The 24,771-nt window shown below is 42.7% G+C and carries 26 protein-coding genes; 18 read left to right on the top strand and 8 right to left on the bottom strand.

Annotation, left to right across the window (positions count from 1 at the left end):
• Window positions 1-9 precede the first annotated feature (9 nt).
• From KA713_03690 to KA713_03705, 4 genes are all read left to right on the top strand, one after another.
• A complete protein-coding gene (locus KA713_03690; protein UXE67717.1) occupies window positions 10-744 on the top strand; it encodes a hypothetical protein in 735 nt (244 codons plus the stop codon).
• 139 nt (window positions 745-883) lie between these two features.
• Complete coding sequence (locus KA713_03695; protein UXE67718.1) at window positions 884-1,546, top strand: MotA/TolQ/ExbB proton channel family protein; 663 nt, start codon at window positions 884-886, stop codon at window positions 1,544-1,546.
• Between the two features lie 72 nt (window positions 1,547-1,618).
• The gene (locus KA713_03700; protein UXE67719.1) at window positions 1,619-2,008 is read left to right on the top strand and encodes a biopolymer transporter ExbD; all 390 of its coding nucleotides are present in this window, start codon (window positions 1,619-1,621) and stop codon (window positions 2,006-2,008) included.
• Between the two features lie 3 nt (window positions 2,009-2,011).
• The gene (locus KA713_03705; protein ID UXE67720.1) at window positions 2,012-2,848 is read left to right on the top strand and encodes a hypothetical protein; all 837 of its coding nucleotides are present in this window, start codon (window positions 2,012-2,014) and stop codon (window positions 2,846-2,848) included.
• On the opposite strand, the gene KA713_03710 is transcribed toward KA713_03705, so the two are convergent.
• The 3 genes from KA713_03710 to KA713_03720 all read right to left on the bottom strand — a co-directional run bounded on the left by KA713_03710 (window position 2,835) and on the right by KA713_03720 (window position 6,123).
• Complete coding sequence (locus KA713_03710) at window positions 2,835-3,533, bottom strand: restriction endonuclease subunit S (GenBank protein ID UXE67721.1); 699 nt, start codon at window positions 3,531-3,533, stop codon at window positions 2,835-2,837. The two genes, KA713_03705 and KA713_03710, sit on opposite strands and share 14 nt — an antisense overlap.
• Complete coding sequence (gene dinD, locus KA713_03715) at window positions 3,533-4,381, bottom strand: DNA damage-inducible protein D (protein UXE67722.1); 849 nt, start codon at window positions 4,379-4,381, stop codon at window positions 3,533-3,535. Before dinD ends, KA713_03710 begins: the two co-directional genes overlap by 1 nt.
• A 173-nt stretch (window positions 4,382-4,554) precedes the next feature.
• A complete protein-coding gene (locus tag KA713_03720) occupies window positions 4,555-6,123 on the bottom strand; it encodes an SAM-dependent DNA methyltransferase (GenBank protein UXE67723.1) in 1,569 nt (522 codons plus the stop codon).
• 576 nt (window positions 6,124-6,699) lie between these two features.
• Between KA713_03720 and KA713_03725 the strand changes: the two genes are divergently transcribed.
• The 14 genes from KA713_03725 (at window position 6,700) to KA713_03790 (ending at window position 19,883) form a co-directional block, all read left to right on the top strand.
• A complete protein-coding gene (locus KA713_03725) occupies window positions 6,700-8,982 on the top strand; it encodes a glycoside hydrolase family 65 protein (GenBank protein ID UXE67724.1) in 2,283 nt (760 codons plus the stop codon).
• A 106-nt stretch (window positions 8,983-9,088) separates the two neighbouring features.
• Window positions 9,089-9,787, top strand: coding sequence for a WbqC family protein (locus KA713_03730; protein ID UXE67725.1), 699 nt, complete (start codon window positions 9,089-9,091; stop codon window positions 9,785-9,787).
• Window positions 9,788-9,804: 17 nt separating this feature from the next.
• Window positions 9,805-10,725 (top strand): glycosyltransferase family 2 protein, encoded by a 921-nt coding sequence (locus tag KA713_03735; protein ID UXE67726.1) that lies wholly within the window; start codon window positions 9,805-9,807, stop codon window positions 10,723-10,725.
• Window positions 10,722-11,345: a class I SAM-dependent methyltransferase gene (locus KA713_03740; GenBank protein ID UXE67727.1), complete on the top strand. Its 624-nt coding sequence runs from the start codon at window positions 10,722-10,724 to the stop codon at window positions 11,343-11,345. The genes KA713_03735 and KA713_03740 overlap by 4 nt, the downstream gene beginning before the upstream one ends.
• Window positions 11,346-11,347: 2 nt before the next feature.
• A complete protein-coding gene (locus tag KA713_03745; GenBank protein ID UXE67728.1) occupies window positions 11,348-11,710 on the top strand; it encodes an EamA family transporter in 363 nt (120 codons plus the stop codon).
• Window positions 11,707-12,837: a dTDP-4-amino-4,6-dideoxygalactose transaminase gene (gene rffA / locus KA713_03750; GenBank protein ID UXE67729.1), complete on the top strand. Its 1,131-nt coding sequence runs from the start codon at window positions 11,707-11,709 to the stop codon at window positions 12,835-12,837. Before KA713_03745 ends, rffA begins: the two co-directional genes overlap by 4 nt.
• A gap of 127 nt (window positions 12,838-12,964) precedes the next feature.
• Entirely contained in the window at window positions 12,965-14,104 is a 1,140-nt protein-coding gene (locus KA713_03755; protein ID UXE69017.1) for a Gfo/Idh/MocA family oxidoreductase, read from the top strand.
• Between the two features lie 149 nt (window positions 14,105-14,253).
• Window positions 14,254-15,306 carry a sugar phosphate isomerase/epimerase gene (locus KA713_03760; GenBank protein ID UXE67730.1) on the top strand — a complete coding sequence of 351 codons (1,053 nt, stop codon included), beginning with the start codon at window positions 14,254-14,256 and terminating at the stop codon, window positions 15,304-15,306.
• A gap of 39 nt (window positions 15,307-15,345) precedes the next feature.
• Window positions 15,346-15,765, top strand: a complete 420-nt coding sequence (locus KA713_03765; protein UXE67731.1) for a cytochrome c class I — start codon at window positions 15,346-15,348, stop codon at window positions 15,763-15,765.
• Between the two features lie 58 nt (window positions 15,766-15,823).
• Window positions 15,824-16,561, top strand: a complete 738-nt coding sequence (locus KA713_03770; GenBank protein UXE67732.1) for a DUF1080 domain-containing protein — start codon at window positions 15,824-15,826, stop codon at window positions 16,559-16,561.
• Window positions 16,562-16,608: 47 nt separating this feature from the next.
• A complete protein-coding gene (locus KA713_03775) occupies window positions 16,609-17,469 on the top strand; it encodes a sugar phosphate isomerase/epimerase (protein UXE67733.1) in 861 nt (286 codons plus the stop codon).
• Between the two features lie 22 nt (window positions 17,470-17,491).
• A complete protein-coding gene (locus tag KA713_03780; protein UXE67734.1) occupies window positions 17,492-17,668 on the top strand; it encodes a hypothetical protein in 177 nt (58 codons plus the stop codon).
• Window positions 17,644-17,943 (top strand): hypothetical protein, encoded by a 300-nt coding sequence (locus KA713_03785; GenBank protein UXE67735.1) that lies wholly within the window; start codon window positions 17,644-17,646, stop codon window positions 17,941-17,943. Before KA713_03780 ends, KA713_03785 begins: the two co-directional genes overlap by 25 nt.
• An 89-nt stretch (window positions 17,944-18,032) precedes the next feature.
• Window positions 18,033-19,883 (top strand): phosphoenolpyruvate carboxykinase (GTP), encoded by a 1,851-nt coding sequence (locus KA713_03790; GenBank protein ID UXE67736.1) that lies wholly within the window; start codon window positions 18,033-18,035, stop codon window positions 19,881-19,883.
• Window positions 19,884-19,962: 79 nt separating this feature from the next.
• Here KA713_03790 and KA713_03795 read toward each other — a convergent pair whose 3' ends face one another.
• From KA713_03795 to KA713_03815, 5 genes are all read right to left on the bottom strand, one after another.
• Window positions 19,963-21,339, bottom strand: a complete 1,377-nt coding sequence (locus KA713_03795) for a toxin-antitoxin system YwqK family antitoxin (GenBank protein UXE67737.1) — start codon at window positions 21,337-21,339, stop codon at window positions 19,963-19,965.
• 33 nt (window positions 21,340-21,372) lie between these two features.
• Window positions 21,373-22,551, bottom strand: a complete 1,179-nt coding sequence (locus KA713_03800; protein UXE67738.1) for an acetyl-CoA C-acyltransferase — start codon at window positions 22,549-22,551, stop codon at window positions 21,373-21,375.
• Between the two features lie 40 nt (window positions 22,552-22,591).
• Window positions 22,592-22,846 (bottom strand): type II toxin-antitoxin system RelE/ParE family toxin, encoded by a 255-nt coding sequence (locus KA713_03805; protein ID UXE67739.1) that lies wholly within the window; start codon window positions 22,844-22,846, stop codon window positions 22,592-22,594.
• Entirely contained in the window at window positions 22,846-23,058 is a 213-nt protein-coding gene (locus tag KA713_03810; protein ID UXE67740.1) for a hypothetical protein, read from the bottom strand. Before KA713_03810 ends, KA713_03805 begins: the two co-directional genes overlap by 1 nt.
• A gap of 68 nt (window positions 23,059-23,126) precedes the next feature.
• Window positions 23,127-24,524 (bottom strand): alanine:cation symporter family protein, encoded by a 1,398-nt coding sequence (locus KA713_03815; GenBank protein ID UXE67741.1) that lies wholly within the window; start codon window positions 24,522-24,524, stop codon window positions 23,127-23,129.
• Between the last annotated feature and the right edge of the window lie 247 nt (window positions 24,525-24,771).

The raw sequence follows: 24,771 nt of genomic DNA on the forward strand, positions 1-24,771 counted from the left end.
CCCAAATCTATGGCCTTTAAAGAACAAGATGATCTAAATATAGAAAAGCAGAACGAAGACAATTTCGGTTTGCCTGATCTTGATTATAAACCATTGACCCCGTTGGACGAAACCAAGCCGCCCGCTGTCGAGGAATCGTCAGCGTTAACTGAATTTACAGAAGCTGCCTCAACAGAAGAAATTGAATCAACCATATCGCAAAAAGAGCCGAACCAAACTCACTATTCGGCAGCAGTCGAGGAACCAAAATCAAAAGCACCCCTTGTTATTGGTATTATTATCGTTTTGATTTTTTCCTTAGCGGTATATTTAACTTATCACTACGTAATCAAACCAAACAACGCAGAAAAGGATCGGATTGAGCAACTGGCCAAGCAAGAGAAAGATCTAAAAATAAAAGAGGAAGCGGCCAGGTTAGCACAAGAAGAGGAAGAGCGAAGAAAGCGAGAGGCAGAAGAAGCGGCAGCCAAAGCAACGCCAGCCGAAGGTGCAGTGGAATCATTGACAGCACCTACTGGCCGCTACTATGTAGTGGTGGCCAGCGCAGTGGATGCCGACTTGGTAATGGATTATGCCAAGAAGTTGAGTGCCAAGGGAGTGGGTAGTAAAATCATTCCACCTTTTGGAAAATGGAAATTCAACCGCATTGCCATTTCTGATCATGACACTTTTGCCGAGGGGCAAATAGCGGCAGATGCGGCCAAGGCAGAATATGGAAGTGCCGTGTGGGTAATTAAGTATTAATTGATTTTTTGCGTCTAGGCTGATAATTGTTTTATAGGCTCAGCGTTGATTGATACGTTATGATGATGTTGACAAAACGACTTCGTATTTGTATCAATCGGCCATAAGATTTCTTTATTTTTTTTTAAACTGTCTACACATGTTGTTAGCACAAATTGTAAACACCCCACAAACCACTGATACCGCCATTTCCGTTTGGGATTTGACATTGGCGGGAGGACCATTGATGATACCCATTGCACTGTCATCGTTGGTAGCTATTTACATTTTTGTTGAGCGCGTACTGACCATCAATCGTGCCAATGAAAGCCCGGATGCCTTTATGGGAAAAATCAAAGAACTGGTATTGAAAGGCGATATCAATTCTGCCAAGATGGTGTGCTCGCAACACGATACACCCGTGGCACGGATGATTGAAAAGGGTGTAGCCCGGATTGGTAGCCCATTAAAGAACATTGAAGCCTCTATCGAGAATGTGGCTAAAATTGAATTGTTCAAATTAGAGAAGAATCTTTCGGTATTGGCAACGGTAGCGGGTGCTGCCCCAATGATGGGTTTCTTAGGCACGGTGATCGGCATGGTGCAAGCGTTTATATCCATCGCACAAGAAGAAGGCTCTGTTAGTCCTAAGTTGTTAGCTGATGGAATTTATACGGCCATGATTACCACTGTGGCGGGTTTGGTGGTTGGTATTATTGCTTACCTCGGGTACAATTACTTGGTTACACGCGTTTCTAAGGTGGTTCATAAAATGGAGTACTCGGCCATTGAGTTTATTGACTTGTTACAAGAACCGAGATAGGCACTACGGGGATTGGGACTTAGCAAGTATCAAAAATCTTAAATCTTAAATTATACATCATAAATCTAAGAAATGAATTTACAATCACGAAATAAAATAGACGCGGCCTTTAGCATGGCTTCCATGACGGATTTGATTTTCTTGTTGTTGATTTTCTTCATGCTCACTTCCTCATTCGTAACTCCATCTGGTTTGCCAGTCAACTTGCCCACCAGCAAGCCCAGTACCATTGAAGTACAAAAAGTGTCCATCACAGTAACAAAAGATTTGCAATTTTTTGTGAACGACAAAAAAGTGACGAAGTCCACTTTGGAGGCTGAGTTGAAAAGTAAATTGGGTGGCCCCAAGGGGGTAGTAGTGCTTCACATTGACGAAAGTGTGCCAACACGTGAAATGGTTTTTGTAGCGGGTATTGCTACAGCGTTAGAAGCTAAAGTTTCGATTGCCACCAAACCGAAATAAGAAATGTCAAAACAGACTGAAAAGAAAAATAATCGCATTGCCTTCCTTACTTCCGTAGGAATACACAGTGCGTTGTTACTGGCTTTTTTATTTCTGATGGCATGGCGCGCGCCCAATCCACCGATTCCTGAATATGGTATCGAGATCAATATTGGATTGGATACGGAAGGAGGTGGCGATATTCAACCTGATGACCAACCGGGCACAGAAAATCCTGTTGAGGAAGTAAAACCAGAGGAAGCGCAGCCGGAAGAAGTTATAAAAGATAAGCAACAACCCGATGAGCAAATTGTATCGAAGGTGGAAAGTCCTGTGGTGGTGAAAGAAGAAAAGAAAGAGACGGTAAAGGAGAAACCTGTAGAAAAGGTAGCTGAAACAAAACCAAAAGAAACGAAAGAGGTAAAGAAAGAAGTGGCCGAAGCCGCCAAAGTAGTAGAAACGAAAAAGGGAAAAGATGTACCCAGCCAAGGCGATGATAAAGGAAAGACAGGGGATAAAGGTGATCCTCAAGGAAAGCCAGATGCGAATGCTTATTATGGAACTCCTGGTGGTGGAAGAATAGGAAAGGGAATGGATTTAGCTATGTCAGGTTGGACGTGGGCTGAAGAACCAAAAATTCCACAACTTCCCGATAATGCGGACGGAAGAATTGTCTTTGAAATTGAGTGTGACGAAGACGGAGAGATTGTAAAAATTACCACCGTGGAGCGAGGCCTCAGCCCAAAAGCAGAGCAATTGCTTAAGGATGAGATTCGGAAAAACTCGCTTGTTCGCACATCGGGTGGCAAAGCCCCTGAGCGATCAAAAGGCAAGGTGGTCTTTTTGCTCAAGACCAAGTAGCCAAAAAATTGTAATTGCTAAATTTAGTGAGTGTTCTTTTAAAGTAGCAGGTTAGAAAGATTGCTTTACCCTTCGGAAATTTGTGAGTGGATGAAATGGTGTCAAGTAGCTCTGTCAGGTTGTATTTCTTCCAGCCTTTTGGTAAGCCATTTAGCAATTTTCCGGTTGAGTTAGGATACTTGAAATTTACGAACCATTCCCTAAAAATAGCATGCGCCATTGCTTCAAGGGTTTGGTTCATTTGCAGGTTGAGTTCTATTTTGTTGTCTAAACTGGAAAGGATGGAGGCGATTTGTTTTTGCGATTTCAAATCTGGCAAATTTATTTCCACCTTATTTAGAACCTCTGTTGTTAAACTTGGAACTGCTGAGCCAACATTCATTGAGGCTAAATTCAAGTTCTTTAATAAGTAGTAAAGAAATTTGCCCGAAGTGCCTTCACTTATTTTCGTGTAGAACATTGTGTCTACAGACCAAAAGGGTTTGTCAAGATAAAATAGATTGCTCAATGTACCCTTCCTTGGAATTAGTATCGACTCCTTATCATAGATGGCTTTGTCAGCATATCGCATGATTCCACCTGAACCGAAAACAGGGATGTCGCCATCAGAAAGTAGCTTGTGATCCTTCCCATATTTAATTTCAGCTACTTCGCTAAGCTTATATGTTTTCCAATTCTTAGGCATTAGTCCTTTTTCTTTTTCAATTTCGGTTTGCCCTTACTTTCAACTTTTTTAATACTATCGGCTACGGGCAGGTTTTCAGGCATTGTGCCTCCAATGTCTTTAATGGTTTGCCGCACTTTCTTGCCCACTTCATAATGGGTTTGGTTGGCTTTCTGTTTTCCCTTTATGTTTTCTCTGCGTAGTTTCTCTTCGGTTTGCGTAGCACGGAAAAGGTTAGCGGCCAGTTCGGTGCTGCCCATGTGGTCGAGTATCTGCTGTGATTTTTTCAGGCCTTTTCTTTTGTGAATGCCTTTGGCATCAAGCCCGCCATACAAACCCATGTAGCCGTGGTTTTGAAAGATGGCATAATCAAGAGAACCCGTTACGCCCGCGTTTTTTGCTGCTGCCGCCAGTTGCGTATTGTGCTTGGCCATTTCGTTGCGCAGAAATAATCGCTTTTCATCTTCCGTGCTCAGGCGGTTATACTGGTCCATCTGCTGTATTTCGCGCAGGCGGGTTTGCACAGCAAAGTACGTTTGCCCCAAGGCCACCACTTCTTTAGAGGGGTCGGCATTTTGTACAATGAGGTAACAGGCGTAGCGCGAGAGTTTTATATTCTCTACTCCACGTTGGCCACCCTTACCTATTTCGATCATATCGAGGATATCCTCGAAATGATCTTCTGACTTGTGGCCACTGTTTTTACTGGCCTCTTTGGCTTTAACAATTACTGGCTGGAAATGCCTGTACTCCGAGTATTCAAGCACTTTGGCCATATCACGGGCTGTCCAATATTCGTTTCCTTTATCATCCACCCTTTTTATTTGCTCAAAGAGCGAGGAACCTGGTTTAGATAATTCATTTGCCATGTTCGTGTTTCTGTTTAGTTATCTGCATTGTCAAGAACGTATATAATTCAATAGGTTTACCATTTTCCAGACATCAGCAAAATGGTTGTAATTGTGCTACTATCGGCTGCACAATTACGCAGGGCGCACCTGCGCAAATCCCTTTGCATTTACGCAACCACTGGCTGCGTAATTCAGAACTCATAACCAATCTTCATTAAGTTCTTCTTTATTTCCTTGTCCAACTTACCAGCCTTCTCCATTTGCTCGGCTAATGTGGCTGTTAAACTTTTCATCTTTTTATCAAATCCCTTTTTGTCTTCTTTAACTTCTTTAAAGTCAATATAACGTCCGGGAGTCAGCACATAATTGTTCTTGCGTATTTCTTCAACGTTGGCCGATTTGCACAAACCAGGAATGTCTTTGTACCTCACCCCCGGCCCCTCTCCACGGGGAGAGGGGAGCGCCCTCCATTGATGATAGATGTTTGCAATTTTCAGAATGTCAGCATCATTCAACTCCTTTTGTTTCCGGCTAATCATCGAACCAATTTCACGGGCATCAATAAACAGGATTTCATTGCTGCGGTTTCTGAATTTGCTATTGGTTTTATTTCTTGAAAGAAACCATAAGCAAGCTGGAATCTGCGTATTGTAAAATAATTGAGGTGGGAGAGTCACCATACAATCCACTAAATCATTCTCAATCAATTCTTTTCTTATTTGCCCTTCCGTGGAAGTATCACTGCTCATACTTCCGTTCGCCAAAACAATACCTGCTGTTCCGTTTGGAGCAAGTTTACTTATGAAATGTTGGAGCCACGCATAGTTGGCGTTCCCAGTTGGTGGAATTCCATATTTCCATTTATGCGTTTCAGCTTTGTTAATGTTGTAGTCACTAACATTGAAAGGAGGATTGGCAATAATGTAATCAACTTTCAATTCTGGAAATTTGTCGTTCATCAATGTGTCACCCAACTCAATTTTTGCATCAATGCCGCGAATAGCCAAATTCATTTTAGCCAGCCGGAATGTTGTTGGGTTGCTTTCTTGGCCGTAAACTGAAATCTTTCCTTTACGGTGTTCGTGCAATTCAATAAACCTTTCGCTTTGTACAAACATTCCACCGCTTCCGCAGCAACCGTCATAGACGCGCTTCTCAGGTTCAGGTGCAAGCATTTCAACTAAAAGTTTTACAATACTTTGTGGTGTGTAAAACTGTCCGCCTTTCTTGCCTTCGGCATCAGCAAACTGACCAAGGAAGTATTCGAATACAAAACCTAAGACGTCCCCGCCTCCCGGACGGGCAGGTTTGCCTTTACCATTTCCATTTTTGCTCAATGTAATTGAGCCGATTAAGTCAGTGAGTTCACCTAATCGTTGCTTATCGAGTGCTGGTCGACCATAGTCTTTAGGTAAAACACCTTTGAGCGTAGGATTATCCTTTTCAATAGAATCCATTGCATCGTCAATGTCCTTGCCAATGGTTGGTAATTTTGCTCTGCCTTGTAACCATTTCCAGCGAGCGGATGGAGGGACGTAGAAAACTCGTTCGGCTGTGTATTCATCTTTGTCTTCGGGGTCTGCTCCTGTTTTCTTCTTCTCTCCTTCTAATTTTTGATAGAGTTCGTCAAAAGCGTCAGAGATATATTTAAGGAAGATGAGTCCCAGTGCAACGTGCTTGTACTCGGCAGCATCCATGTTGTTCCGGAGTTTGTCGGCTGCTGTCCAGAGTTTCTTTTCTAATTCGTGGTTCTCGGTCATTAAATCGTTGCTCAAAAAGTTAAGCTGACAAAATACGCAAATTTGAGTATAATAACCGCTTTTTCGGGTTGTTGGCGGGTGGGGATTTGGCTCTTGCCATAGCTCCCGTTAAAAGACGGGACAGGTTTGGTGTCGCGGTGGGTTTGTACACCTGCCGGTAGGCAGGGCTATGGCATGTGCCAAAAGCGCGGGGGGTAATTCGGAGCACAATCTTTTTAAAAATGCGAAGGGTCGGCTGTATTTTTAAAGTTCTCCGTTCTAATTCTCAGGTTCTCCCGAAGCCATTCACTTGTCCACGTAACTAGAATGAATTTGTCTGTACGCGTCAAATATTCCTCGGTCGTGGAGTTGTGCAGATTTTTCTTTCATTGTCCCATGTAGTCCAAGAACAACTGAATATAATTCGTCATAACCATCTCAAAATCAATAGCAATACAAAAAGCGCATTCATCTAAAGGATTGCCCCAATACAAACTTTTCTAAGCTCAAAAACTCTCCTTATGCATTTGAACAATACTCCAAAGTTTGCAATATTTGACCTTTCTAACCTTTCGCGTCAAACGTACAACAACGAGTATGAAGAACTACATCAAGTATCACCCTTGGCACATTGTCGAAGAGGGTTTCGATAGCCATCTCAACCGCATTTCTGAAAGTTTGTTCAGCCTCGGAAATGGCCGAATGGGGCAGCGTGCCAATTTTGAAGAACGCTATTCAGGCGATACGCACCAAGGAACGTATGTGGCCGGTGTTTACTATCCAGACAAGACACGTGTGGGCTGGTGGAAAAATGGCTACCCCGAATATTTTGCCAAAGTATTGAATGCCCCTAGCTGGATTGGCATCCAAATTAAAATCGGTAAAAATGAATTGGATTTCGATAAATGCAAAGTCAGTAATTTCAAGCGCGTGCTGGATATGCAGCAAGGACTTTTGCACCGAACGTTTACTGCCACTTTGCCCGATGGCAAAAAACTAAAAGTAGATGCTAAACGGTTTTGTAGCATGGCCGATGGGGAAGTGGGGGCAATCCGATATGCGATTACTCCGATCAATTTCACGGCCAATGCCACCATCACCCTTTCGGTTGATGCCGATGTTGTAAACAAAGACTCTAACTACGATGAAAAATTTTGGAATGAAGTTTCGAAAGAAGCAAAAGCGGGGTTGGCCTTGGTAACAGCCGAAACGAGAAAAACATTGTTTCACGTAACCATGGCCACAACCTTCGCCATTCACACGGATGGAAAAAAAGCAAAAGTGACTGTGAAGGCCAACAAGCGCGAAAAGTATGCCGACAATGTAGTGGTGACGGTATTGAAGAAGGGCATTGAAACGGTTATCTATAAATATGCTGCGGTGCTTTCATCAGAGAATCATTCCAAAAAGAAAATACAAGACAATGCCAAGAAAAAGCTGAATGCTGTTTCATTAAAAGGGTATGATAAATCGTTTGCCGAACACGTAGCCGTTTGGGAAAATATTTGGAAAAAGTGCGACATCACCATTGATGGCGATGTAGCCGCGCAACAAGGCATCCGGTTCAATATCTTTCAATTGATGCAAACCTACACTGGCGATGACGCTCGATTGAACATTGGACCCAAAGGTTTTACAGGTGAGAAATACGGTGGCAGCACGTACTGGGATACCGAAGCCTATTGCTTGCCTTTTTACTTAGGGACATCCGATCCTAAAGTAGCCCGTAATTTGTTGGTTTATCGCTACAAACATCTCCCCAAAGCGATTGAAAACGGTAAGAAACTTGGCTTTAAAGATGGAGCAGCCTTCTACCCCTTTGTAACCATGAATGGTGAGGAGTGTCACAACGAGTGGGAAATTACGTTCGAAGAAATTCACCGTACTAGCGCGATGGCGTATGCAATTCGAGATTACATCGATTACACAGGTGATGTGAATTACCTAAATCAGTTTGGACTGGAAGTGTTGATTGGCATTTCACGTTTTTGGGCGCAGCGTGTCAATTGGTCGTCAGATAAAAACAAATATGTAATCTTGGGCGTAACGGGGCCAAATGAATATGAAAACAACGTGAACAATAATTGGTACACCAATTACCTCGGTGCGTGGACGTTGAAGTATTCGCTTTGGGCCATCGAGCAGGTAAGAAAGTCTGATGCAAAGCGATTGGATGAAATTGTTGCCAAAACAAAATTCAATGAATCGGCAGAGGCTGCGAAGTGGAAAGACATTGCTACTAAGATGTACTACGGTGAAGATGTACAGCGCGGCATTTATCTGCAACAAGATGGTTTCTTAGATAAAGAACTTTTGAAAGTAACGGATTTAAAACCTGAAGACCGCCCGTTGAATCAGAAATGGTCGTGGGACCGCATTTTGCGCTCATGCTTTATCAAGCAGGCAGATGTGTTGCAGTGCATGTACTTGTTTGAAGATGATTTTAGCCTAGACCAAATCAAACGCAATTTTGATTTCTACGAACCGATGACAGTGCATGAGTCGTCACTTTCGCCTTGCGTACACGTGATACTCGCCTCAAAATTGGGCTATAAAGAAAAGGGATATGAAATGTATTTACGCACGGCTCGCTTGGACCTTGACGATTACAATAACGATACAGAAGACGGTTGCCACATCACCAGCATGGCGGGCACATGGATGAGCGTGACCAAGGGGTTCGGAGGCATGCGGGTAAAAGATGGAACACTTCACTTTACGCCTTTCATACCTGACCAATGGAAAAGTTATTCCTTCCGAATAGATTTTAGGGGGCGCGTAATCAACGTAAAAATTTCAAAGGAAAAAACAGAAACCATTTTAGAATCTGGTGAGCCCATTGAGATTGTATTGAACGGAAATAAGGTGAAGCTTTCGTAGCTACTAAATCATTCGAGTAAAAAAGGATTTTTGATTTGTGAATGTTGCCAAGCCCTAATTCCTAAGTCCTAAGTCCTAACCCCTAGTGCCCAATGCCTACAAAGTAATGTCTAAAAAGGTTGCCATTATTCAGTCGAACTACATTCCGTGGAAGGGGTATTTTGATATCATAAAAAAGGTAGATGCTTTTGTGTTGCTCGATGATGTGCAGTACACACGCAGGGATTGGCGAAACCGTAACCTTATTAAAAGCCCGCAAGGGTTGAAATGGCTTACGATACCGGTTGATGTAAAAGGCCAATTTGAAATAAAAATCAATGAGGTGATGGTAGCTGACGAGCAGTGGCCAAAAGACCATTGGAACAGAATTAAGCAAGCCTATTCAAAAGCCCCTTGCTTCAAAGAGTTTGGTCAATTGATCGAAGAAGCTTATTTACAGCTCCACGAAAAATCTTTGAGTAAAATTAATTATTTTTTTATAAAGTTGATTAATTCAATTTTAGAAATCGATACACCTGTTTTTTGGTCACATGACTTTGTGGTTTCTGATGAGAAATCAACGCGGCTTTTGGATATTTGCCAGCAGTTAAAGGCAGATTGTTATGTATCCGGCCCAGCGGCCAAAGACTATCTGAACGAAGAAATGTTTAAGGTGAAAGGTATTGAAGTAGAGTGGATGAGTTATAACGGATATCAACCTTATCGGCAACTACATGGCGAATTTGCTCACGGGGTGTCCGTTTTGGATTTGATTTTTAACGAGGGGAAGGATGCGAAGAAATATCTTCTTACTTTTAATTCGTAAAAGCAAAACCTAGGCATTTGAAGATTTCGATTGTTTCCACGCTCTACTATTCTCAAAACTACCTCGAAGAGTTTTGCAAGCGGTGTATTGACACGGCCCAAAAAATCACGTCTGATATTGAGCTCATATTGGTAAACGATGGATCGCCTGATCAATCACTGCGCAAAGCATTGGAATTACAACAAAATTATCCATTCATCACGCTTGTTGATTTGTCTCGCAATTTTGGTCATCACCGCGCTATTATGACGGGCTTGCAGCAAGCAACTGGCGACTATATTTTTTTAATTGATTGTGATTTGGAAGAAGATCCAGAATTATTGACTTCTTTTTATGAAAAAATTTCTTCCAACCCAACGGTTGATGTGGTGTATGGGCTCCAGACAAAACGCAAAGGAAATTTTTTTGAACGGTTCAGCGGATGGGCTTTTTATAAATTTTTATCCCTGCTCACGAGCATCGATTATCCAGCCGATACATTTACGGCTCGGTTGATGACCCATCGGTACGTGCAATCAGTACTTCGCTATCCCGAAAAGGAATTGGATATTTGGGGTGTGTTTGTGCTTACAGGATATAACCAAATAGGTGTTCCGGCTGTGAAGGGGTTTAAAGAAAAATCCACCTATTCACTTTATAAAAAAATTAGAATGGCCATTGAGATCATCACCAGTCTTAGCCATCGGCCATTGTATTTTACTTTTGTGCTGGGGGTGATCACTACGGTTGTATCGTTGGCGATTATCGTTTCATTGCTCTATCGGAAATGGATTAACAATATAGACGTAGAAGGTTGGGCCAGTATTTTGGCGAGTGTTTGGTTTTTGGGTGGATTGATTTTGTTGGTATTGGGTGTGATTGGCATTTACTTATCAAAGATATTTTTAGAGATTAAGAATCGACCGCTCACGATTGTAAAACAGGTTTTTAGAAAATGATTAACGCTTCCATTGAATCGTATTACCAAAACAATTTGTCTGCGCATGGTGCAGGCGCACAAGGAGTGGGTTGGAAAAATGAAGAAGCGCAACATGTGCGCTTCGAGCAACTGCTAAAGGTAATTTATTCAAAGAGACCTTTCACCATCAACGATATTGGTTGTGGTGTGGGTGATTTGTCTGCTTATATTTCAGCGAAGAAGATCGAATATCAATATGTAGGCTACGATGTATTGGATGAAATGGTTACCCAAGCCAAACTAAAATATCCTGAAAATGGCTCTAGAAGGTTTGAGCAAGTAAATGACTTAGCGCAAATGAAAGAAGCTGATTACTGTGTGGCCAGTGGGATTTTTAATTTGAAATTTGAAGTCTCTGAGGCGAGTTGGAAGGAGTACATCATCGAAACGATTCGTATTTTACATGGCAAGAGTAAATTAGGCTTTTCGTTTAATGCGTTGACTTCCTATTCGGATAAGGACTTTATGAAACCGGAACTGCATTATTCTAACCCAACTTGGCTATTTGACTATTGCAAAACCCACTTTGCTAAAAATGTGGCTTTACTCCACGATTACAGTCAATATGATTTCACTATTTTGGTGAAGAAAAACTTTTGATCATGGGCTATCTTTATGTAGCATTAACGGTATTGCTTTCTTCGTATGGTCAGCTTGTATTAAAATGGCGACTGAATCAATTGGGCGAAGTTCCACAGCCCTTAAAAGAGAAATTTCTGTTTTTGTTTTGGGCGATTTTCGATCCCTATATTTTCTCGGGTTTTGTGGCGGCATTTTTGGCAAGCCTGACGTGGATGGCAGCCCTCACCAAGTTTGACCTTTCTCAAGCCTATCCTTTTACCAGTATTTCGTTTATTTTGATTTTGCTACTCAGTTATTTTTTGTTGGGCGAACCCGTCACATTTTTTAAAGTTGCTGGTTGCTTACTCATTATGGCTGGATTGATTTTAATAACAAAAGGATGATTGGCTTTAACAAACCATATTTTTCCGGTAAGGAACTAGCGTATATTGAAGAAGCGATCAAGCAAGAAAAATTGTCAGGCAACGGAGTATTTACACAAAAGTGCCAAGAGTTTTTCGAGAGCAAGTATGGGTTTAAGAAAACATTATTGACACAATCGTGCACTGCTGCGCTGGAGATGGCTGCTCTATTGTTAGACATCCAAGCAGGCGATGAAGTAATTATTCCTTCCTACACATTTGTTTCTACGGCCAATGCGTTTGTATTGCGTGGTGCAAAAATCCTGTTTGCCGATTCCAACGCTTCAGAACCCAATATTTCAGTGGAATCCATCCGCCTACTCATTTCAAAAAGGACAAAAGCCATTGTGGTGGTCCATTATGCAGGTGTGGCATGCGCCATGGATGAGATCATGGAGTTGGCTCATCAGCATAACATTTTTGTGGTGGAAGATGCTGCACAAGCCATTGACTCCTACTACAAAGGAAAAGCGTTGGGCTCCATTGGGCACTTGGCGGCCTTTTCGTTTCACGAAACAAAAAACATTGTTTCAGGTGAGGGCGGCATGTTGGTGATCAATGATAACCGATTTGTAAAACGTTCAGAGATTATTTGGGAGAAGGGAACGAATCGTTCGGCTTTTTTTAGGGGCGAGGTTGATAAATATAATTGGGTTGACGTAGGGTCTTCCTTTTTACCTTCCGAAATAACCGCGGCTTACCTATGGGCACAATTAGAGCAATTGGATTTTATTCAACGAAAAAGAAAAGCACATTGGGAGTTTTATTTTAATCAGCTAAAGCCGCTTGCAATGGAGGGGAAAGTAGAGCTACCATTGATGCCAGCCTACGCCACCAACAATGGACATATTTTTTATTTGCTGGCTAAAAATCAACAACAACAACTCCGTTTGTTAAACCACCTAAAGCAGTCGGGGGTTCAAGCGATTTTTCATTATTTACCGTTGCATAAAAGCCCTTTTATGATGGGCCAGTCCGCTCCACCTTCGTTGCCACAAGCGGAGCGGTTTGCTGATACACTCATCCGGCTGCCTTTGTTTGTTGAGCTTACTCCAGAGCAACTGACACATATTGTCAATTCCATCAAATTATTCTACAGAGAAGGATAATAGGGTATTAATCCATCCATTAAAAAAATCTTCTTGCCGATTCAGCTATTTTTTTGGGTAGTTGACCAAATAATTTCTTATTTTTCAATCATCATTAACTATACATCGAATGAACAGAAAACTTAGAATGGGAATGGTAGGTGGGGGCAAAGACGCCTTCATAGGTTCCATACACCGACTGGCCGCCAACATGGACGGATTGATAGAAATAGTATCAGGTGCCTTGAGCATCAACCCCGAAGTTGCCAAAGAGAGTGGCAAAATGCTATTCTTAGCAGAAGATAGAACTTACTTGACGTATGAGGAAATGCTTGAAAAAGAAAGCAAGCTCCCTGCTGATAAGCGAATCGATTTCGTCACCATCGTGACGCCAAACTTTGCGCATTTTGCTCCCGCCATGCTGGCGTTGGAAAAAGGTTTTCACGTGGTGATTGAAAAGCCAATCACCTTTACATTGGATGAAGCCAAGCAATTAAAAAAGAAAGTGGATGAAACGGGTTTGGTACTGTGCCTAACACATACCTATTCGGGTTACCCCATGGTGCGGCAAGCTCGCTCGATGGTGAAAGAAGGAGTATTCGGGAAAATTAGAAAAGTAGTAGTCGAATATCCGCAAGGTTGGTTAAGTAAAATGAGTGAACGCGAAGGCAATGCACAAGCAGCTTGGCGCACCGACCCCAAGCGCTCTGGTAAAGCGGGCGCGATGGGCGACATCGGCACACATGCTGCCCACTTGGCAGAGTTTATTACTGGTTTAAAAATCACCCATCTGTGTGCCGATTTAAATATCATGGTTCCGGGTCGCGCGTTGGATGATGATGGAAATGTTCTTTTAAAATTTGATAACGGTGCAGCCGGTGTGTTGACGGCTACACAAATTGCAGCTGGCGAAGAGAATGCTTTGCGCATACGGGTGTATGGCGAACATGGCGGACTCGATTGGTCGCAGATGGAGCCGAACTCCCTTACCCTAAAATGGCTCGATAAACCAATGCAAATTTTAAGGGCTGGCACGAATGGATTTTTAGGCAGTGAGGCAATTTTTAATTTGCGCACTCCGGCTGGTCATCCCGAAGGCTACTTAGAAGCATTTGCAAACCTATACCGAAATTTTGCACTCACCGTTTCAGCAAAAATAGATGGCAAGCCAGTTCCGAAAGAAGTGAATTTCCCTACAGTTGATGAAGGCATACGCGGTATGGCCTTTATCGATAACGTGGTGAAGAGCGGGCAAAGCAAAGAGAAATGGACGGCTTTTGAAATCTAAACAATTTGAAAATTGTTCAATTTGAAAATTTGAAAATGATACTTAACCTGATGTCAGCCTTAAGTGGTATATCTAAAGTCTAACATCTCAAATCTCAAATCTTACATCTCACATCTCACATCTCACATCTTAAATCTAATATCACCTTAATGACAACTATAAAAGGCCCCGCGATTTTTTTAGCACAGTTCATGGGCGATGAACCTCCATTCGATAATTTGAAATCCATTTGCAAATGGGCGGAATCGCTTGGCTATGTGGGCGTGCAAATTCCCAGTTGGGATGCGCGGTGCATCGATTTGCGTAAAGTTGGAGAGAGCAAAGACTATGCAGACGAAGTTCGTGATACCGTTGAAAGTTGTGGGCTAAAAATCACCGAGTTATCCACGCATTTGCAAGGTCAGTTGGTAGCTGTTCATCCTGCCTACGATGCCATGTTTGATGGCTTCGCGCCAAAATCAGTGAGGGGCAAACCAAAAGAAAGAACCAAGTGGGCCATCGAGCAATTGAAGTTAGCCGCAAAGGCCAGTAAAAATTTGGGATTGCATGCGCACGCCACTTTTTCAGGTGCGTTGATGTGGCACACCGTTTACCCATGGCCGCAAAGGCCAGCAGGATTAGTGGAAGACGGATTTAAAGAATTGGCCAAGCGTTGGTTGCCAATCTTAAATGCGTTTGATAAAGTAGGGGTGGATGTGTGTTACGAAATCCACCCGGGTGAAGATTTGCACGATGGCATTACCTTCGAGCGATTTTGGGAAGCCACCGATAAACACAACCGTTGCAATATATTGTACGACCCCAGCCATTTTGTATTGCAGCAATTGGATTACAAGCAGTATATCGATTTTTATTACTCGTTTATCAAAATGTTTCATGTAAAGGATGCTGAGTTTAACCCAACAGGCAAGAGTGGAGTTTATGGAGGCTTTCAAAATTGGGTAGATCGACCGGGCCGTTTCCGTTCGTTAGGCGATGGTCAAGTAGACTTTAAAACAATATTTAGTAAATTGGCTCAATATGGCTATGATGGTTGGGCAGTGTTGGAGTGGGAGTGCTGCATCAAACATCCCGAACAAGGTGCGAAAGAAGGCGCTCCGTTTATCAAAAGGCATATCATACGCGTAACAGAAAAAGCATTCGATGATTTTGCTTCAACAGGAAAAAATCCAACACTGAACAAATCAATTTTAGGTATCTAACAGACAAAATTTAACTTTAGACTTTAAACAACTTATAACATGAACCGAAAAATCTCAACAATTGCAATACTGATTTTTTCTTGCACGATGGTATTTTACTCGTGTGGAAGCAAAGAGAAAAAAGTAGTGACCGAAGACTATGGTACACCACAAGAGACGATTGATGCACCCGATGTGGCAGCCGATGCCATCACACAGGGCGAATCGCTCGTAAAAGCAAGCGACTGCAAAACCTGTCACCATACCGTGAATAAAATCATTGGGCCATCACATACCGATGTTGCTAAGAAGTATGAATTTACGAAGGCCAATGTTGAATTATTGGCTGGTAAAATTATTAAAGGAGGTTCAGGTGTTTGGGGAGAAATACCAATGGCAGCTCATGCGGATATTACCCAAGCTGATGCTGAAAAGATGGCAAGGTACGTGCTATCATTGGATGGGGAAACGGAACATTAATACTTGTGATTTACGATGTGCGATTTTTGATTTTAATAACAATAAACTACCTCTGACAATGAACTCCCGACCAACGATCACCACGAAGTTATTAGCGATTGTTTTCTGTTGCTTTTTAATTGGAATTTGCAACGCTCAGAATACGCTTACCAAACAAGAAGAAAAAGAGGGATGGAAATTGTTGTTTAATGGAAAGACGCTAAATGGTTGGAGAAACTTTAAAAGTAAAACCATTGGCGAGGCGTGGTCGGTAACAGATGGGGCTATTCATTTGAATAAAACACAAAAAGAAGGTTTTCAAATAAAAGGAGGTGGCGATATTGTTACTGAAAACGAATTCGAAAATTTCGAATTAAGCATTGAATGGAAGATTGCTCCGTGTGGAAACAGTGGAATCATCTTCAATGTGGTTGAAGCCCCCGAGTATCAATATGTTTGGCAAACAGGCCCAGAAATGCAAGTGTTGGACAATGCTTGCCATCCAGATGCAAAAATAGAAAAACATAGAGCCGGAAATTTATATGATTTGATTGCCAGCCCAACTGAATCAGTAAAGTCGGCTAATGAATGGAATGTGGCAAAAATTGTTTCCAACAAGGGACATTTGGAATTATGGCTAAATGGCGTGAAGCAAGTGGAGACAACGATGTTCACCCCCGAGTGGGAAGCCATGATTAAAGGAAGTAAGTTCAAAGACATGCCCGGTTTTGGAAAATCCAAGAAGGGTAGAATTTCATTGCAAGACCATGGCGATTTAGTGTGGTTTCGAAACATCAAAATCAAAGAGTTAAAATAGAAGGGTACAAAGGTTGTAAGTGTCTTTAACCACAAAACAGTTATTTTATGAACCGCAGAGAATTTATTCAAACCACTTCATTCGCAGCATTAGGAGCATCCCTTACTTCATTTGCTTTCATAGACAAAAAGAAAATTGGCTTGCAGCTATACTCGTTGCGAGACATGATTCCTCAGGACCCAAAAGGAGTGTTGAAGAAAGTGGCTGACTTTGGGTACAAAGAATTGGAGGCATATAGTTACAGCGATGGAAAAATATTTGGAATGAAGTACAAGGAGTTTTCTGATTATGTGAAAGGCCTTGGTATGAAAGTGACCAGTGGCCATCATTTGCTCGGTAAATCTGAGAACACCAGAATGATGAAAGGTACTGTAATGAACGAATGGGAACGGGCCGTGAACGATGCCAAAGAATCAGGACAGGATTTTATGGTAGTAGCTTTTTTGATGCCAGATGAGCGCAAAGACTACAAGGGCGTTTGCGAAGCGTTGAACAAAGCAGGAGAGCTGTGCAAGAAATATGGGGTGCGCCTAAATTACCACAATCACGAATTTGAGTTTGAACAATTTGAAGGCCAAGTGGCTTACCACGTGATGCTAAAAGAACTTGACCCCAAATTGGTAGGAATGGAAATGGATTTGTACTGGATGCACGTGGCCAACCAAAGCCCGGCAGAATATTTTGAAAAGTATCCTGGTCGCTTTGAGCAATGGCATGTGAAAGACATGGACAAGACCAACCCTAAACAACAAGTAGACGTAGGCACCGGTCGCATCGATTTCAAATCTATTTTTGCGAAAGCAAAACAGTCTGGATTGAAACATTTTTACATTGAGCAAGAAGCTTATCCTGTTAGTTCCATTGATAGCGTGGAGAAGTGCATTGGGAATTTGAGGAGGATGATTTGATTGAATTTAATTTGAAAGGATTATGAATGAGATTACGATTGATAAAAAAAAATATGTTGTTCTTTCCTGCAAGGATTACGAGGCTTTGCAAAAGAAAGCAGCTTTGAAGACGAAGCCTGAGAAAACGCTTACTTTGTCAGAATCTAGAGCTTATGCCAAGCAATTAATTCGCAAATGGGCAAAAGAAAAATTGTCATAGGAGTATCGGCCTCTAGAAGCATTGCTGAAATTTCTTTTTTTATCGAATCAAAAGGAATGCTCGCAACAGCTGAAAAATTCTCAGATGACGTTCATAATTTTTTTGAAAGCTTAGCGGATGATAGAAAATCATATGGCTTTTGCCGAGACAAAAAAACAATTGAGCTTGGATTAAAGTGCGTAAACTACTTGAAAAAGTACACTATTGTATTTATCGAAAACAAAGACCTTTTGCACATCCGAGAATTTATTCCTTCAAAATTGATTTGGTGGTAAACCTGACAACAATCATCATTTCAATCGTTTGAAACATTTTATTTTAACATTTTCTATAACTATTTTGCATCATCTAAATGATACCCGCTATGGATGCCAAAAGTCCCAAGTCAACTTATAAGATCAACCACACTGAAATGATCAACTGGGTTCAGCAAATCGCTGACCTTTGCCAGCCCGATGCCATACGCTGGTGTGATGGCTCAAAACAAGAATACGATGATCTTTGTGAGCTTCTGGTTTCGAAAGGCACTTTTATAAAGCTCAATCCTGCAAAAAGACCAAATAGTTTTGCCTGCTTTTCAGACCCAAGTGATGTTGCGCGTGTGGAAGACAGAACCTACATCTGCTCTCGTGCCAAAGAAGATGCTGGCCCAACTAATAACTGGGTCGATCCGCGCGAGATGAAGCCTCGCCTCAAAAAGTTATTTGAAGGGTGCATGAAAGGGCGAACGCTTTATGTGATTCCCTTTAGCATGGGGCCAGTAGGATCTGATCTTTCGCACATTGGTGTGGAGATCACCGATTCTGAATATGTGGTGGTGAACATGCACTTGATGACGCGCGTAGGCGTGAACGTAATGAATGTGCTCGGTAGCGATGGTGAGTATGTGAAATGTTTGCACTCCGTGGGTGCTCCGTTGGCACCCGGGCAAACAGATGTAAAGTGGCCTACCAACCCAACCGTTAAATACATTGTACATTATCCTGAAGACAGAGCCATTGTTTCGTACGGTTCTGGTTATGGTGGCAATGCTTTGCTTGGAAAAAAATGTTTCGCGCTTCGGATTGCTTCTACCATGGCCCGCGAAGAAGGATGGCTGGCCGAACACATGCTCATCATGGGTGTTCAAAATCCAGATGGCGAGAAAACTTATTTAGCGGCTGCATTCCCCAGTGCGTGTGGCAAAACAAATTTTGCGATGCTCATTCCACCTAAGGAATTTGAGGGATGGAAAATTACGACCGTGGGCGATGACATTGCTTGGATCAAACCCGGCAAAGATGGAAAGTTATATGCCATCAACCCGGAGGCGGGATATTTTGGTGTGGCGCCTGGCACCAATGCAAAAACCAATCCTATGGCAATGGAGTCAATTTCTAAAAACACCATCTTCACCAATGTTGGCGTTACCGATGATGGCGATGTGTGGTGGGAAGGATTGACCAAAGAAGCGCCTAAAAATTTGACCGATTGGCGAGGACAAAAATGGGATCCTTCGGCAGGTAAACCTTGCGCTCATCCCAATGCGCGCTTTACTGCACCCGCAACACAAAATCCTTGCTTAGATGAAGATTGGGAAAACCCGAATGGTGTTCCGATAGGTGCGTTGATTTTTGGTGGAAGAAGAAGCACCACGATCCCGTTGATTTATCAAGCGCACAATTGGAATTCAGGTGTGTACTTGGCAGCAACCATGGGTTCTGAAATGACGGCTGCTGCATTTGGTGAAGTAGGTAAAGTGCGCAGAGATCCATTTGCCATGTTGCCTTTTTGTGGCTACCACATGGGCGATTACTTTAATCATTGGTTGCAATTCGGAAGGAATATACCCAACCCGCCACGTATTTTTGGTGTAAATTGGTTTCGTAAAGATGAGCAGGGCAATTTTATCTGGCCTGGTTTTGGCGAAAATACACGCGTGCTGAAATGGATCGTTCAAAAAATTCAAGGCAAGACAAATGCTGTTGAAAGCCCTATTGGTTGGATGCCTCATTACGATGATATCGATTGGACCGGCTGTGATTTTTCGCGCCAAGATTTTGAATCAATTATGACCATTGACCGCGAAGCGTGGAAAAAAGAGTTGCTCGATCATGCTGAATTGTTCGAGCGTATGTATGACCGTTTACCGAAGGAATTTATTTTCTTAAGAGAATTGCTACTGTCTAGTTTGTGGCGTTCACCAGAGAAATGGAGTTTGGAGGCAGGGGAGTAATGCCTTATAAAAGTTGAAAAAAGTTCCTGACGAAAGCCCCACATGAAGGGTAGTGGTCTGCGCCCTTGATGGTGGTTGATTACTTTTCCGAAATCAGAATGCCGGCTTGGAATTTCAATGTTTTAATAAGTTTGCCAGTCTCATCAAACTCTTTCCATTCTTTGTGTTTTTTGTTGGCTACGTATTCGCCTTGCTCCTTTATTTTACCATTAGGAAAGTAGCTGATGTACAACCCATGTTGACGGCTGCCTCGATACATACATTCCGAAGTTAGTTTACCATCGGTTGAGTAGTTTTTCACGGGTCCTGTAATCAAATTGAACTTCCAGGTTTCTTCCACCGATTTTTCGCCACTGTCGTGGTAGAGGGTGCGCAGGCCGTGCAGCATGTTGTTCTCATAGTTTTCTTTCAAAGTCAATGTCTTACCATCTTTTTGATAGAAATTCCAAGTGCCGTTGGATTTACCAGCACGAAAGTTTTTCTCTGCGGTGAGTTTTCCTTCTTCGTTGTACAACTCCAATTTGCTGTCCTTGCCATTAAAGGCGAATTGTTCTTTGGCTTTGATTTTTCCGCTCTCATAATAATCCGTATTGGTTCCATATTTGCCGCCATCCTTAAATTGATACTCGTGCCGTTTGACTCCATTGGCATAATAACCTTTGTTTTCACCATGAAGTTTGGCATTCATGAAATGGCCTTCTAAAAGTAGATGCCCGTCCTTATCGTAGTTTTTAAAATCGCCTACCTTTTTACCCTCTTTTATTTCATAGATAATTTCCAGTTGAGCGTTGGTATAAAACGATTTCCAATAGCCACTGATGAAGCCATCTTTGTAGTTGGCTTCTGTTTCGAGTACACCATTTTCATAATACAATTTGGTAACGCCATTTGGCTTTTGGTTTTTATAGGAAATTTCTTTTCGGATTTTTCCAGATGGATAATATTCTTTTAAAATTCCATCTGGCTTACCTTTTTCAAAAGCACTCTCCATTTTCACCAAGCCACTGGGGTAGTAAGTGGTGGCACTATCTTCCAGTTTATTGTTTTGATAAAACGCTTTTTGAAGTGGTTTTCCTTTTTCTGTAAAAATTTCTACAGGGCCGTGACGCAAGCCATCTAAGTAATTGATTTTGCGGATGAGTGTTCCGTTCTCGTGATACTCATAAAAAGTGCCAGAGCGAACGCCATTAACGAAAGTACCTTCAAGTGCGAGTTTGCCGTTAGGAAAGTAGCGTTTGTACTTTCCTTCCATCGCTTGGTTTTCGTTCGATACAAAGTAGTGTTCCTCAACTCTCTTTTCCGATTTGTCGAAATAGGTTTTTATTTCTTTTTGGGCAAAACCCAGTTGAGAAACGAGGATAAATGCAAAAGTGGCAAGCAAAAACGTTAAAGTCCTTAAATTCTTGAGTGGATTTCTTCGCGCTCTTCGCGTCTTTGCGTGGATATTGCTCTTCATATCTGACAAACGACCTTGGATGTTAAAAAGTATCTATATTGCTTCGATTACAATAGCCGAAGCACCGCCACCCCCATTGCAAATGCCGGCTACACCAATGCTCGCATTGTTTTGCTTTAAAATATTGGCCAAGCTAAGGGTAATGCGCGCTCCCGATGCACCGAGCGGGTGACCAAGTGACACGGCTCCGCCATTGACGTTTACTTTTTCGGGATCGAGGCCCAACTTGATGTTGTTGGCAATCGCCACAGCAGAAAAGGCTTCATTGATTTCGTAGAATCCAACATCTTTTTTATCGACTCCGGCCATCTTCATGGCTTTGGGAATGGCGATACTCGGAGTGGTAGTAAACCACATGGGGTCTTGCGCAGCATCGGCAAAGCCTACTATTTTGGCGATAGGACTGAGGCCGAGTTCTTTTGCTTTTTCTTTGCTAATGAGAATAACAGCTGCTGCACCATCGTTGATGGTAGAAGCATTGGCCGCGGTGACGGTACCGTCCTTGGTGAACACGGGTTTCAAGCCGGGTATCTTGTCGAAGTTGACTGCTTTGTATTCTTCGTCTTCGGAAAATAGTGTTTTGTTTCCTTTTTTGTCTACGAGTTCAACGCCTACAATTTCATCTTTGAATTTGCCGGCAGCCCATGCAGCCGCGGAACGTTTGTAAGAGTTAATCGCATAAGCATCTTGGTCCGCACGACTGATGTTCATTTCTTTGGCGGTGTTATCGGCACACACGCCCATGGCGCAGTGGTTGTACACATCGGTGAGGCCATCGTAGGTGAGGCCATCAAGCAATTCGCCATTTCCATATTTGAATCCATAGCGAGCCTTTAATAAATAGTACGGGATGTTGCTCATGCTCTCGGTGCCGCCTGCTACTACTACCTCATTTTGACCAAGCATGATGGACTGCGCGCCCAACATAATCGCCTTCATGCCCGAAGCGCATACTTTGTTTACAAGCGTACACGGGATTTCGTAACCCAGGCCTGCCGCCACGGCCACTTGTGTAGCGGGTGCTTGTTGCAAGCCGGCAGAAATCACATTGCCAATAAACACTTCTTGCACCTGCTTGGGGTCGAGGCCAATTTTTTGCAGTGCACCTTTTACGGCCACGGCACCGAGTTGCACGGCCGTTTGAGCGGCAAGGCTTCCGCCAAAGCTACCAATGGGTGTGCGCACTGCAGAGACGATATAGACTTCTTTCATAGAAAAGAATTTAGGATAGTGGGGTTAGTAATTGGTTTAATTAGTCGTAAATATTTTTTCTATCACCTAAATCAATCACTTCTACTAGTAGAATGTTATCAAAGATTTCGTAGATGATTCGATAATTGCCCACTCTGATTCTAAAACCGTTTCGCCCTTTAAGTTTTATGTAGCCATTTGGTCGCGGATTGAAGGCCAAATTAGAGATTGCTACTTTAACATTTGAATAGTAAGGCTCGTTAATTTGTTCAAGAGCCTTTATCGCTCTCTTTTGTACCTTTACTTGATAGGGCATTATTTTTTCTTTTTTCTTTTTGCCTCCACCATTTTGAAAGCTACGTCAATAGGGTAGCTCGGATCATTGGAGGCTTTAGCCTCATCGTAAAGTTTAATATCTTCCAACTCTTCTAGCTCTTCGATGATAGATTTATACTCTTTAATGGGAAGCACCACAGAAATTTTCTTTCCTTTCTTGTCTGTAATATATTGAGGATTCAGTGTAGACATATCATCATTTTTAGTCAGGCAAAGATAAGTAAATTGTATTGGTTTTATTGATTTTTACGACTTAAGTATCAAACCTCCCGCATCTCCCTCATCCTCTTAAAATACGATTTCGCCTCTGTCATTACTTTTGGTGCAAGTGCAAATCCTGAAAGCATGGTGGGGATGGCCATCAAGGCGTAGGCAATGTCGATTACGTTCATTACATCCGTCAGTGAAGCAACGGCACCGACCACAATCGTAATCAAATAAAAATAATCGTAGTACTTGCTGGCCTTTACGCCTACTAAAAAGGCAAGGGCTTTGCTTCCGTAGTACGAGTAAGAGAACAGTGAAGTAATCGCAAAGAAGAATGCACAAAGCAACAACAAATATTTACCAACTCCTGGCAGCGCCATTTGAAATGCGTTGGCTGTCAACGTTACACCACTCACGCCTTTTGTTTCCCAAACACCTGTCACCAAAATAGCCAAAGCTGTCAAAGTGCAAACCAGCAATGTGTCGATCGCGGGGCTAATCATCGAGACCAACCCTTCACGAATAGGCTCGGTACTTTGCGATGCGCCCAGGGCCATCGGTGCCGTGCCGATGCCAGCTTCATTTGAGAAACTTGCTCTGCGCACACCCGCCACAATCAATCCACCCAGCATGCCACCCAACGCAGGATTGCCGTGGTAGTGATTGGCGGTAAACGCTTCGGTGATAATCATCCATAAGTAATGGGGCACCACGCCAATATTTACAATCAATATCGCGAAGACGCAGAAAAAATAAATCACAATCATCAGTGGCACCATTTTTCCTGCCCAACTGCCAATACGCTGAATGCCGCCCAAGATCACAATCCCTGAAATAACCATCAACGTAGTGCCGATGAGGAACTTCATGGTGCTGATTTCAAATCCCAAAAAAGGGAAAGTTGAATTTTTGAATTCAGTTTCCGAAAAACCAATATCGATAATCGCTTGCGTGAGTTGGTTCGCCTGAAAAATCCCCAAACACCCAATCATCGCGCAAAGGCAAAACAAAACGGACAGTGGTTTCCACGCAGGGCCCAGTGCTTCGCGAATCACATACATCGGCCCTCCTTGTATCACACCATCTGAATCTTTTCCTCGGTACATCACCGATAACGTGCTGGTAAAGAAGTTAGTAGACATCCCTACAAAAGCGGTGACCCACATCCAAAACAAGGCACCTGGTCCGCCAATGCTGATGGCCGCGGCCACACCTGCAATGTTGCCCATACCCACGGTAGAGGCCATGGCCGTTGACAAGGCTTCGTAAGGACTAATTTGACCGGGGTCGTTGGGGTTGTGATACTTACCACGTAAAATGGCGATCGTATGCGTGAAGTAGCGATAATGGATCAGGCGCGAATAGAAAAAGAAAAACAATCCGCCCAGTATCAACAAAAACAAAATGGGCGTCCAAACTCCGGTGGCAAGGTCTGCAATAAATTCACTCACGAAAAAGGGGTTTAAAATATTAGAGCTAAAAGTAGGTAAAATACTGGATACTCGATACTGGATGCTTGGTGCTGGATTCTAGATACTAGGTACAGGATTCTTGGGGGCATCCCGTTTGAGGCGGGACCGGGCTTTTCGTTGCAAGTCCTCGTGGCACGAGACGCGCCACTGTGGGCTTTCCACTTCAATCCCTTGCCCGCTTGTGCATGATTACAAAAGTGTGATATACACATGGTTGCTTACAATT

Source organism: Chryseotalea sp. WA131a (assembly GCA_025370075.1).
Classification (GTDB): domain Bacteria; phylum Bacteroidota; class Bacteroidia; order Cytophagales; family Cyclobacteriaceae; genus ELB16-189.